The sequence below is a fragment of the Gryllotalpicola kribbensis genome (assembly GCF_039538245.1).
In the GTDB taxonomy this organism is placed as follows: domain Bacteria; phylum Actinomycetota; class Actinomycetes; order Actinomycetales; family Microbacteriaceae; genus Gryllotalpicola; species Gryllotalpicola kribbensis.
On sequence record NZ_BAABBX010000011.1, the window covers coordinates 23,180 to 33,896 of the forward strand.

Here is a 10,717-nt window from a genome sequence, read left to right on the forward strand (position 1 = left end):
GTGGTGCGGCGGCGGCGCTACTGGTTGTCGAGCGGAAGCCCCGGCGGGTTCAGCTCGGACTTCTTCACCGCCTCGTTCGAGAGGTTGTAGGCCGCGAGCCACTTCGCGTACTGGCCGTTCTCGATCAGGTAGTTGATCGCGTCGACCGTGGGCTGCGCGAGGCCGTTGCCCTTCTTGGTGGTCGCGGCGATCAGCCCCTGCAGGCTCGCGCCGGCGCCCGAGTAGGTCGCCTCGGTGCGGGTCGGGTTGGCAGACTTCGCCGACTGGGTGTCGTGATAGGCGGCCGACGGATTCGGGGTGAAGTCGATGTCGATCTTGCCCGAGTTGAGCGCGAGGTAGGTCGCGTTGGCGTCCTGGTAGTACTTGATCGCGAAGTCCTTCCCCTCGGCCTTCAGCTCCTTCTGCCACTCGAGCAGGATCTTCTCCTGATTGGTCCCCGAGCTCACGGCGACCGTCTTGCCCGCGAGCGACTCGGGGCCGGTCCACTTCCAGTCGCTCTTCTTCAGCACCTCGAGCGCCAGGTTGTCGTCGCGGTACGAGGCGAAGTCGTACTTCTCCTTCCGCTGCTCGGTGTCGGTGATGTTCGAGAAGCCGATGTCGGTCTTGCCGGTGTCGATGCCGACGAACAGGTTGTCCCAGGTGGCGTTCGAGATGACGGGCTTCAGGCCGAACACGGCCGCGACGAGGCGCCCCAGGTCGGGCTCGGCGCCCGTGATGGTCTTCTGATCGTCGCCCGTGAAGGCCAGCGGCGGGAAGCCGGCGGGCAGCGCGCCGACGCCGATCGTAAGCTCGCCGCTCTTGCGTACGGCAGCGGGAAGCTCGGCGCGGATCTTGGCGACCTCGGGGACATCGAGCGTGGTCTCTTTCGCGGCGCCGTTGCTGTGCGCACCGATCGTGACCTTGCCCTTCGGGGTCTGGGTGCTCGCATCGGCCGAGCCGCCGGAGCAGCCGGCGACGGTCGCGACGAGGGCGCCGGCGACCAGCAGCGCGGTGCCCGCGCGCAGCAGGCGGGTGGTGGGGGTCGTCATGGGTGTCTCTTCTCTTGGGTGGGTGGAGTGGGTGTTGCGGGTCAGAGGACGCGGGAGAGGAAGTCCCGGGTGCGGGCGTGCTGGGGGTTTCCGAGCACGTCGGCCGGGGAGCCCTGCTCGACGATCAGGCCGCCGTCGAGGAACACGACGTGGTCGGCGACCTCGCGCGCGAAGCCGATCTCGTGGGTCACGACGACGAGCGTGCGGCCCGTCTCGGCGAGGCGGCGGATGACGGCCAGCACCTCGCCGACGAGCTCGGGGTCGAGCGCCGAGGTGGGCTCGTCGAACAGGATCAGTTGCGGGTCGAGTGCGAGTGCGCGGGCGATGGCGACGCGCTGCTGCTGACCGCCCGAGAGCTGCCTCGGGAAGGCATCCGCCTTGTCGCTCAGCCCGACCTGCGCAAGCAGCTCGACCGCGCGCTCGCGTGCCGCGGCCTTCGGCAGCAGTCCGGTCGAGACGGGGGCCTCGACGACGTTCTCGAGCACGGTGAGGTGCGGGAACAGGTTGAAGTTCTGGAAGACGAAGCCGATGCGGGCGCGCTGGCGCAGGATCTGCTTCTCGTGCAGCTCTTTCAGGCGGTCGCCGTCGACGCGCACGCCGATCAGCTCGCCGTCGACGACCACGTAGCCGCCGTCGAGCTTCTCGAGGTGGTTGACCGCGCGCAGCAGCGTCGACTTGCCCGAGCCCGACGGCCCCAGGATCGCGGTGACGGTGCCCGCCGCGATCGTGAGATCGATGCCCCCGAGCACCTGCTTGTCGCCGAAGGACTTGCGCGCCCCGACGATCTGCACGGCGGCGGGAGCGGGGGCGGCGTTCATCGTGCCCCCTTCAGGCCGCGGTTGTAGAACCGCTCGACGAAGTGCTGCACGAGCCCGATCAGGCTGGTGAACACGAGGTACCAGATGCTCGCGACCACCAGCGTCGGGATGATGTCGCTCGGGTAGGTCGATCCGATGTTCTGCAGCACGCCGAAGAGGTCGAGGACGCTCACGTAGAACAGCAGCGAGCTCGACTTGAGCAGGCCGACGATCTGGTTCACGTACGCGGGCACGATCGAGCGCAGGGCCTGCGGCAGGACGATGCGGGTGAATTGACGGCGACGGGGGATGCCGAGGGCCTTCGCCGCCTCGTGCTGGCCGAGGTCGACCGACACGAGACCCGCGCGGACGATCTCGGCGGCATACGCGATCTCGGCGAGGCTCAGGCCGACGACGCCGAGTGTCAGATCCGACAGCACATTGCTCGTCGGCACCTCGAGCTGCGGCCCGAACGGCACCCCGACGGCGATCGTGGGGAAGAGGCTGCTCAGGTTGTAGAGGAACACCAGCACGAGGATCAGCGGCAGCGAGCGGAACACCCAGATGTAGAGCCACGCCGCCCCGCTCAGCACGCGATTGCTCGACAGCCGGGCGAGGGCGACCACGACGCCGCCGAGGAAGCTGACGACGGCGCTGATCGCCGTCGCCTCGAGCGTGACGGTGATCCCGGTGAGGACGGCGGGGTTCAGCAGCCAGTGGCCGACCCGGTTCCATTCCCATGCGGGGTTCGTGAACAGCGTCTGCCCGAAGTTCAGTGCGAGCAGCAGGACGACGGCGGTCGCCACCCACTGCCACGGGTGACGCAGGCGCCGCACGCGGCGTTCGAGCGCGGCCTGCGGCACGCGCGGCTCGGCAGCCGGCGGTGCGCCGACGCCCGGGCTGAGGGATGCGGTGGTCATGGGCCGGGACGCTACGGGCTGGCGACCGCACTCCGAGAGCGCGGCGGACACAGACCGTAACCGTCGAAACGCTGCGCAACATTCGGGCCTGCCCGGCCGCGGATCCCGGCATGCTGGCATCCATGCCCGAACTCACCGTCGCCGTGCTCGGGGCCGGCCCGCGGGGGGTCGGCTGGCTCGAGCGGTTCGTCGAGAACCTGCGGGCGGGCGAGCTCGGGCAGGCCGCCGCAGCCGGCGGCATCCGTGTCGTCCTCATCGACCCGCATCGGCCGGGGCCCGGGCGGATCTGGCGCTACGACCAGTCGCCGCTGCTCAAGCTCAACTCGCTCGCGGCCGACGTGACGATGTTCACGGATGCCTCGTGCACGGTCGACGGCCCGATCGCTCCAGGCCCGTCGCTCGCGGAATGGGCTGCGCAGGTGCGTGCGGGCGAGCTCGAGGTCGCGATCGACGACCCCGCCGTGCGCGCCGAGCTCGAGTCGCTCGGGCCGGCGAGCTTCCCGACGAGGCGCCTGCAGAGCTTCTACCTCGACTGGTTCCACCGCCGCACGCTGGCGTCGCTCCCCGCCGGGGTCGAGGTCGAGTGGCGGCGGACGACGGCGGTGTCGGTGTCCGAGGACGGCGACCGCCAGCTGGTCGGTCTGGCCGATGGCGAGACCGTGGCCGCGAACGTCGTGCTGTACGCGCTCGGTCACAACGGCTCGGCCCTCGCGGGGGAGCACGAGCTGCTTGAGCGCTTCGCTCGCGAGCACGGCGCGTACTACCTCGCGCCGGCGTTCACCGCAGACGCCGACCTGGGCGGCCTGCCCGCGGGGGCCGACGTCATCGTTCGGGGCATGGGGCTCGCGGCCGTCGATCTGGTCGTTCTGCTGACGTTGGGCCGCGGGGGTCGCTTCGAGCCCGCCGCCGAGTCGAGCGGGGGGCTGCGCTACGTGCCGAGCGGGCGCGAGCCCCGCCTCCACCTCGGCTCGCGTCGCGGCGTGCCGTATCACTCGAAGGTCACGTCGCAGCTCGTCGCGCCCCGGGCCGAGCCGCGCTTCTTCACGCGCGAGATCGCTGCCGAATTGGGGGCGCGCGGGGCCGACTTCGCGGGCGAGATCTGGCCGCTCATCGCCAAAGAGGGCCTGCACGGCTACTACCACGAGCTGTTCGTGGGCCACCCGGAGAGAGTGCGCCTGCCGTGGCCGGAGTTCCTCGAGCGCCTCGCCCCGCTCGACCCGTGGTCGCACGAGCTGCGCGCCCTCGTCGCCGAGGCGCTCGTCGACGAGGCGGACGCCCTCGACCTCGCGAGCTTCGATCGCCCGCTCGCCGGCCTCCGGTTCACGGGCCCCGACGAACTGCAGCGGCACCTGATCGACTACATCGCCGATGACGTGCACCGCCGCACGGCCCCCGAGCACTCGGCGACGCTCGGCTTCTTCACCGCGCTGCTGTTCGCGTTCTTCGCCACGGGCGGCTCGGGCATCGAGGTTCCGCCGTGGTTCAAGGCGTTCTTCAGCTATGTCGCCTCTGGGCCGCCCGTGCACCGCCTCGAGGAGCTGCTCGCGCTCGCCGAAGCGGGCGTCGTGCGGTTTCTGGGTGCCGAGCTCGAGGTGCGAGCGGATGCTGCGGCCGGCCTCTTCCGCGCGTCGAGTCCCTCCGTCCCTGGCGAGCTCGCGTCGCGCTTCCTCGTCGACGCATGGCTTCCCGAGGACGCCGCCCACGCGAGCGAGAACCCCGCGCTGCGGGATGCCGCAGGGCAGGCATCCGTCACCTCATTGCTCGCCGTGCACCCTGAGGACTCGCGCCTCATCGGGCCCGACGGCGAACCGCATCGCGCGCGCTTCGCCATCGGGCCGTTCACGACGGCCCCGAACGCCGGCGCGTTCGCCCGGCCGCTCACCGACGCGATGAGCTTCCGAGAGAACGACCGGGTCGCGCGCGCCGTGCTGCGACTGCTCGACCAGATCTCGGCTCAGAGCTCGGCGGAGTCGCCCGGCGTGAGATCGAGCAGCGCCCCGCCGTTCTGCTGAGCCGCCCACTCGATGCGGGCCTTGGCCATCGCCTTGCCGGCGTCCGAGTTGATCATCTCGTGCGTGGGGAACGCGCGGCGGGGCTTGACCGCGAGCACGAAGTCCATCGCCTCGCCGATCTTGAGCCACGGGGCGCTCGACGGCGCGGCGAGCACGTCGACCTCGACGCCCTCGGGAACCGTGAACGAATCGCCCGGGTGGTAGACGGCGCCGCCGTCGACCGAGACGCCGACGTTGTCGACGATCGGAATCGAGGAGTGGATCTCGGCGTGCCTGCCGCCGAAGAAGTCGAGCTTGAACGGGCCGGCGACGACCGAGTCGCCGGGGGAGACGACGGTGACGTCGAACCCGTCCGCCGCGGCCGCGACGCCCTGCGGGCCGTAGATCGGCACGGCGGGGTTCGCCTCGAGGACGGCCTGCAGGTGCGGGGCATCCCAGTGGTCGGCGTGCTCGTGGGTGACGACGATCGCGGCGACACCGCTCGGGTCGGGCAGCGGGCGGGAGAAGCTGCCGGGGTCGACGACGAGCTTCGCCCCGTCTTTCTCGAGGATGAAGGCGGCGTGTTCCAGCTTCGTGATGCGCATGTTGCCAGGCTAGGGCGCTGTGCCCGAAGATGGTGACTCATGCCGCCGAGCCCGACGACGCGACCCAGGCGATTGATCGTCGCGATCAACCCGACCGCCGCCTTCGGGCGCCATCACGGCGCCGGCGCCGCGGCATCCGAGGTGCTCGCCTCGGCGGGGCACACGGTGATCGAAGTGCGCCAGCCGAACTACGAGCTGCTGCGGCGCGAGGTCGAGCGCGAGGTGCGCTCGGTCAGCGTGCCGGGGCGCGCCGCGCTGGTGGTCGTCGGGGGCGACGGCATGGTGAGCCTCGGCGTGAACGCGGTCGCCGAGACGGGCATCCCGCTCGGCGTGATCCCGGTCGGCACGGGCAACGACACCGCACGCAACATCGGCATGCCGATCGGCGACCCGGCTGCGGCCGCCGAGCTGATCGTGGCGGCGCTCGAGCGCGAGTCCGTCTCGGTGGACGCCGGCCGCGTGACGCACGGCCTGCACACCACGTGGATGCTCGGCGCCCTGTCGGCGGGCTTCGACGCCGCTGTCAACGAGCGCGCCAATTTCATGTCGTGGCCGAACAGCGAGCGCCGCTACACGATCGCGGTCGTGCGCGAGCTGCTCACGTTCCGCGCCCCGCACTACCGCGTCGTCGTGGACGGGCAGCGGCGCGAATTCCAGGCGATGCTGGTCGCGGTCGCGAACCACACGTCGATCGGCGGGGGCATGCGCATCGCGCCCGCCGCCGAGATGGACGACGGGCTGCTCGACCTGTTCGTGGTCGATCGGATGTCCCGGCCGCGCTTCCTGCGGGTGTTCCCGAAGGTCTTCAAGGGGGAGCACACCGAGCTGCCCGAAGTGCACCTCGAGAAGGTGCGCAGCGTGCGCATCGAGGCCGCCGGGGTGGTGGCGTATGCCGACGGCGAGCGGGTCGGGCCGCTGCCGGTGGAGGTCTCGGTGGTGCCCGGGGCGGTGCGCCTGCTGCAGTAGCCGGCCCGATTTTGTGACGCCGTAACCGCCATGTAAAGTAGAACCCGTTGCGCCGCTGGCGCAGCGAGTCCGGCCCCATCGTTTAGCGGCCTAGGACGTCGCCCTCTCACGGCGGTAACGCGGGTTCAAATCCCGCTGGGGTCACATTCAGCCCGCTTCCCTTGATTCGTCAGGGGAAGCGGGCTTTTTGCATTGGTCTAGGTGGGTGCCTCGTTCGGGGCGCCGAGTTTCACCGCGCGACGCGATGGGCAAAGCTGGAGCATGCGCTACCTCACCCTCGGCACCAGCGGCACCGTCGTCTCGAATCTCGCCCTCGGCACCATGACCTTCGGGGCAGAGGCCGACGAGGCGACCTCGCACGGCATCCTCGATGCGTACATCGCAGCGGGCGGCAACTTCATCGACACGGCAGACGTCTACAGCCAGGGCGCGTCAGAGACGATCATCGGCCACTGGCTCTCGACGCACCCGACTGAGGCGCAGGACGTGGTGATCGCGACCAAGGGCCGCTTTCCGATGGGCGAGGGCGTCAACGACCTCGGGCTCAGCCGTCGGCACCTGGGCCGCGCGCTCGACCGCTCGCTGCAGAGGCTCGGCGTCGAGCAGATCGACCTCTACCAGATGCATGCGTGGGACGCCCACACCCCGCTTGAAGAGACCTTGGGATTCCTCGCCGAAGCCGTCGCAGCGGGGAAGATCGCCTACTACGGCTTCTCGAACTACCTCGGCTGGCAGCTCACGAAGGCAGTGCACGTCGCCCGCGCACACGGGTGGCCCGCGCCCGTCACCCTGCAGCCGCAGTACAACCTGCTGGTGCGCGACATCGAGCACGAGGTCGTGCCTGCTTCACTGGATGCCGGCATCGGACTGCTGCCGTGGTCGCCGCTGGCGGGCGGCTGGCTGAGCGGCAAGTACCAGCGCGACGTCGACCCGACGGGCGCGACGCGGCTGGGCGAGAACCCCCAGCGCGGCATGGAAGCTTGGGAAGCGCGCAACGCCGACCCCCGCACGTGGCAGGTCATCGACACGGTGCGCCACATCGCCGACGCTCGCGGCGCCTCGATGTCGCAGGTCGCCCTGGCGTGGCTCGCCGCGCAGCCGGCGGTCACCAGCGTGATCCTCGGGGCGCGCACCCTTGAGCAGCTCTCCGACAACCTGGGCGCCGCCGACCTCGAGCTGACGAGCGACGAGCTCGGCGAGCTCTCGGCGGTCAGCGCCCCGCGCGTCGACGACTACCCGTATGGCCCCGCCGGAGTCGCGCAGCGCCACCGATCTCTGACCGGGGGCCGCTGAGACAGACATCCCCGGCAAAAAACGGGCCACGAGGGGTTCACACCCGCGGCTTCCGGCGCTATAAAGCGCGGCTAGGGTCGGAAGGGTGCGGCGCGTGACGATTCTCGACGATTATCAGGGTGTGGCTCTCGGCTCGGCCGACTGGTCACACGTCAGCGGCCGATTCGAGATCGATGCGGTGCGCGAGCATCTTGAGCCGGATGCCCTCGCGGAGCGACTCGCCCACAGCGAGGTCGTCGTCGCGATGCGCGAGCGCACCGCCTTCCCGGCCGAACTCTTCGACCGGCTGCCGCAGCTGCGGCTGCTCGTGACCACCGGAATGAAGAACGCCGCCATCGACCTGCCGGCCGCGGCCGCCCATGGCGTCGTCGTGTGCGGCGCACGGGGCGGCGGCAACAGCGTGGCCGAGTTGACGATCGGCATGATGATCGCGCTCACGAGGCATTTCGCCGAAGAGGACGCGTCGATGAGGGCCGGCGGCTGGCAGCACACCATCGGGCCGGGCTTGCAGGGGCTCACGCTCGGCGTGCTTGGACTCGGCCGGCTCGGCGGCCCGTCGCCGATCTCGCGGGTGCCTTCGGCATGACGATCATCGGGTGGGACAGGTCGATCACACCGGCGCGGGCTGCGCAGCATGGGGCGACCGTCGTGTCGAAGGACGAGCTGTTCGAGGCATCCGATCTGCTCACCATCCACCTGCCCCTCTCCGACAGCAGTCGCGGACTGGTCGGCTCGCGGGAGCTCGCTCTCATGAAGCCGACCGCCTACCTCATCAACACCTCACGCGGGCCGATCGTCGACGAGGCGGCCCTGCTCGACGCACTGCACTCGGGACGCCTCGCGGGCGCGGCGCTCGACGTCTACGACAGCGAGCCGCTGCCCACGGGGCATCCGTTGCGCAGCGCGCCGAACACGTTGCTGCTGCCGCACCTCGGTTACGTGACCACCGATCAGTACGCGCGGTTCTACGCGGACGTCGTCGAGGACATCGTCGCTTGGGACGACGGGGCGCCGGTGCGCGTGCTGTGATCAGGCGCGTGAGCCGTCGGGGCCCGACGGCAGGTCGAATGGTGCCGGGTCCCATGCATCGGGCGGGTCGGCACGGTGGTCCCAATATCTTCGACCGCCTGGCGAAGTCCAGATCTCTTTGCCGCTCGGTCCTGGGGCGACCTTCCACCGTGTCTCGTGCTTGAGGGTGTGATCGCTCGGGCACTTGGGGGTGAGGTTTGCGACGTCGGTTTCGCCCCCGAGTGCCCAGTCGAGTTGGTGGTCGAGGTCGCTGCCTGCGCTGGGCCGATTGCAGACCGGCTGGGTACAGGCGGGGTCGCGGGCGAGGATGAACCTCTTCATGTCGGCTGTCGGGGCGTACTGCTTACGGCCGACGCCTAGGACAGCCGCATCGACGGGGTCGGTGAACAGCCGCGTCAGTGAGGTGCAGCTTCCGACGAGTTCGCGGGCGCGGGCGGGGGAGATGGGGATCTGCCCGTCGATGGTCGCGGGCTGGTATTCATCGGGGACGTGCGCGAGGTTCAGCAGCGGCACGTATACGTTGACGACGGGGCGCACCTCGGACTCGGTGCCGGTGCCGATGAGGACGTCGGCGCACACGTCGGCGCGCTTCTGATCGCGGGTGCGCTGCTGGTCTTCCGGCAGGCCGGCCTCGTCGAGGGCGGCAGCGATCGCGTCGATGCGCGCCGCGGCCATGACGGCCTGGTCGGTGGGCAGATAGGCGGTCAGGTAGGACATGCCGGTGTCCTGCTCGTGCTCGACCCAGATGCGTCGGCGGCGGGCAGCGATCTCGTGCTCGACTTCCAGTGGGTGGTCGGCGAGCTGATCGGCCAAGCGGCCGGCGTGGTCGCGCAGCTTCGCGTTCGTGAGCGTGGCCGCGAGACGCGCCATCTCGGCATCGAAGTAGGACTGCAGTTCTTCCTCGACGGGAACCCGGTGAAAGGCCTCGAGGATGGTGCGGGTCTTCGCCGCGGTGATGTCGCCATGGCGGAAAGTCGCCCAGGTGGCCGGCAGTAGGCGGTCGAGGGTGCGTGCCTCGGCAAGCCGCGAGCGGATTTGGTCGCGACTCATCGATAGCTCCAGCGCGAGCCCCAGGATCGCCGAGCGCTCGGCCCGGTCGGCGCGCTGGTGCTCGGGCACGAACGCCTCGACCTCGATCTCGGGGTGCGCGAGCGCGTTCTCAACCACCTCGAGGATGGACGCGAGCACCGCGGCCTCGGCCCGCGCCTGGGCCCGCAGCGCCTCGTGCGCGCGGTCGAGCCCGGCCTCGCGCGCGGCCGACGCGGCCCAGCTGTCGGTGGTCTCATCCATGCTCGAAGTCAAACACCGACCACCGACATTGGAGTCAGACCATCAAAACTTTATCCACAGGGCGCGCCCGCCCTACGACATGGGAGTATCGCCGCGTGACCTCCGAGCAGCGAGAGCCGGCCGTCCGGGCGGCGTACGACATCGTGGCCGACACCTACGCCGACGAGTTCCCGTCGACGGGCCCGGAAACGCCGATCGAGCTGGCGATGATCGCCCACTTCGCATCGCTGCTGCCAGCGCCGCGACGGGTACTGGACGCCGGCTGCGGCGCCGGCCGCATGCTGCCGGTCCTCGCCGGGCTCGGGTGTGAGGTCGAGGGCGTTGATCTTTCGCCGGGCATGATCCGCCGCGCTCAGCGCGACCACGGCGAGTTCCGCTCGCAGGTCGCCTCCTTGAGCGACCTGCCCTTCTCTGCGGCCGAGTTCGACGGTGTGTTCTCCTGGTACTCGACGATCCATAGCCCTGACGGCGCACTACCGCAGATCTTCAGCGAGCTGCGCCGGGTCCTGAGATCGGACGGGCTCGTGCTCGTCGGGTTTCAGACCGGTCGCGGCATCGTCGACGTGGCACCGGCCTACCGGCCGCGCGGCCACGAGGTGGCACTCGTGCGCTACCCCCGCGCTGCCGACGAAATGGGCGAGAAGCTCGCAGCGGCCGGGTTTCGCGAGGTCGGCCGCCTCGTCGAGGCGGCGAACGGCGCCGCGCGCGGTGGCCAAGCGGTGCTCATCGCCACGGTCAAGTCCCGTGGGGTGGTGTCATTCCTGTTGTTGCCTGTGGTGGGTGATGGTTAGGCGGTGA

General features: G+C 70.2%; 11 protein-coding genes and 1 tRNA gene. 7 read left to right on the forward strand and 5 right to left on the reverse strand.

All coding sequences use genetic code 11. The features are described from left to right. Window positions 1-17: 17 nt before the first annotated feature. From ABD716_RS07515 to ABD716_RS07525, 3 genes are read right to left on the reverse strand one after another with little or no spacing between them, the layout of a single operon-like run. Window positions 18-1,028 (reverse strand): transporter substrate-binding domain-containing protein, encoded by a 1,011-nt coding sequence (locus ABD716_RS07515; protein ID WP_344775423.1) that lies wholly within the window; start codon window positions 1,026-1,028, stop codon window positions 18-20. A gap of 41 nt (window positions 1,029-1,069) precedes the next feature. Beyond that, entirely contained in the window at window positions 1,070-1,846 is a 777-nt protein-coding gene (locus ABD716_RS07520) for an amino acid ABC transporter ATP-binding protein (protein WP_344775425.1), read from the reverse strand. Then, on the reverse strand, window positions 1,843-2,745 hold the full coding sequence (locus ABD716_RS07525; RefSeq protein ID WP_344775427.1) for an amino acid ABC transporter permease: 903 nt from the start codon (window positions 2,743-2,745) through the stop codon (window positions 1,843-1,845). Before ABD716_RS07525 ends, ABD716_RS07520 begins: the two co-directional genes overlap by 4 nt. 122 nt (window positions 2,746-2,867) lie before the next feature. Here ABD716_RS07525 and ABD716_RS07530 point away from each other — a divergent pair, with 122 nt between their 5' ends. Then, window positions 2,868-4,757 (forward strand): FAD/NAD(P)-binding protein, encoded by a 1,890-nt coding sequence (locus ABD716_RS07530; RefSeq protein WP_344775429.1) that lies wholly within the window; start codon window positions 2,868-2,870, stop codon window positions 4,755-4,757. Here the strand turns inward: ABD716_RS07530 and ABD716_RS07535 are convergent. After that, window positions 4,700-5,341, reverse strand: a complete 642-nt coding sequence (locus ABD716_RS07535; protein WP_344775431.1) for an MBL fold metallo-hydrolase — start codon at window positions 5,339-5,341, stop codon at window positions 4,700-4,702. The genes ABD716_RS07530 and ABD716_RS07535 overlap by 58 nt on opposite strands. A gap of 39 nt (window positions 5,342-5,380) precedes the next feature. Here ABD716_RS07535 and ABD716_RS07540 point away from each other — a divergent pair, with 39 nt between their 5' ends. From ABD716_RS07540 to ABD716_RS07560, 5 genes are all read left to right on the forward strand, one after another. Next, window positions 5,381-6,307 carry a diacylglycerol kinase family protein gene (locus ABD716_RS07540; protein ID WP_344775433.1) on the forward strand — a complete coding sequence of 309 codons (927 nt, stop codon included), beginning with the start codon at window positions 5,381-5,383 and terminating at the stop codon, window positions 6,305-6,307. A gap of 71 nt (window positions 6,308-6,378) precedes the next feature. Then, window positions 6,379-6,451, forward strand: a tRNA-Glu gene (locus tag ABD716_RS07545). 117 nt (window positions 6,452-6,568) lie between these two features. After that, window positions 6,569-7,600 (forward strand): aldo/keto reductase, encoded by a 1,032-nt coding sequence (locus ABD716_RS07550; RefSeq protein ID WP_344775435.1) that lies wholly within the window; start codon window positions 6,569-6,571, stop codon window positions 7,598-7,600. Window positions 7,601-7,694: 94 nt separating this feature from the next. Beyond that, window positions 7,695-8,186, forward strand: a complete 492-nt coding sequence (locus tag ABD716_RS07555) for an NAD(P)-dependent oxidoreductase (protein WP_344775437.1) — start codon at window positions 7,695-7,697, stop codon at window positions 8,184-8,186. Then, window positions 8,183-8,629 carry an NAD(P)-dependent oxidoreductase gene (locus ABD716_RS07560; protein ID WP_344775439.1) on the forward strand — a complete coding sequence of 149 codons (447 nt, stop codon included), beginning with the start codon at window positions 8,183-8,185 and terminating at the stop codon, window positions 8,627-8,629. Before ABD716_RS07555 ends, ABD716_RS07560 begins: the two co-directional genes overlap by 4 nt. Here ABD716_RS07560 and ABD716_RS07565 read toward each other — a convergent pair whose 3' ends face one another. Then, window positions 8,630-9,919, reverse strand: coding sequence for an HNH endonuclease signature motif containing protein (locus ABD716_RS07565; protein ID WP_344775441.1), 1,290 nt, complete (start codon window positions 9,917-9,919; stop codon window positions 8,630-8,632). A 95-nt stretch (window positions 9,920-10,014) separates the two neighbouring features. Between ABD716_RS07565 and ABD716_RS07570 the strand changes: the two genes are divergently transcribed. Then, a complete protein-coding gene (locus ABD716_RS07570) occupies window positions 10,015-10,710 on the forward strand; it encodes a class I SAM-dependent methyltransferase (RefSeq protein WP_344775443.1) in 696 nt (231 codons plus the stop codon). Window positions 10,711-10,717: the final 7 nt, after the last annotated feature.

What these genes read in the sequence shown, in the direction of transcription:
- ABD716_RS07530 (WP_344775429.1), top strand. Translation starts at nt 2,868, where the DNA reads ATGCCCGAACTCACCGTCGCCGTGCTCGGGGCCGGCCCGCGGGGGGTC.
- ABD716_RS07540 (WP_344775433.1), top strand. Translation starts at nt 5,381, where the DNA reads ATGCCGCCGAGCCCGACGACGCGACCCAGGCGATTGATCGTCGCGATC.
- ABD716_RS07515 (WP_344775423.1), bottom strand. Translation starts at nt 1,028, where the DNA reads ATGACGACCCCCACCACCCGCCTGCTGCGCGCGGGCACCGCGCTGCTG.
- ABD716_RS07550 (WP_344775435.1), top strand. Translation starts at nt 6,569, where the DNA reads ATGCGCTACCTCACCCTCGGCACCAGCGGCACCGTCGTCTCGAATCTC.
- ABD716_RS07560 (WP_344775439.1), top strand. Translation starts at nt 8,183, where the DNA reads ATGACGATCATCGGGTGGGACAGGTCGATCACACCGGCGCGGGCTGCG.
- ABD716_RS07565 (WP_344775441.1), bottom strand. Translation starts at nt 9,919, where the DNA reads ATGGATGAGACCACCGACAGCTGGGCCGCGTCGGCCGCGCGCGAGGCC.
- ABD716_RS07535 (WP_344775431.1), bottom strand. Translation starts at nt 5,341, where the DNA reads ATGCGCATCACGAAGCTGGAACACGCCGCCTTCATCCTCGAGAAAGAC.
- ABD716_RS07525 (WP_344775427.1), bottom strand. Translation starts at nt 2,745, where the DNA reads ATGACCACCGCATCCCTCAGCCCGGGCGTCGGCGCACCGCCGGCTGCC.
- ABD716_RS07520 (WP_344775425.1), bottom strand. Translation starts at nt 1,846, where the DNA reads ATGAACGCCGCCCCCGCTCCCGCCGCCGTGCAGATCGTCGGGGCGCGC.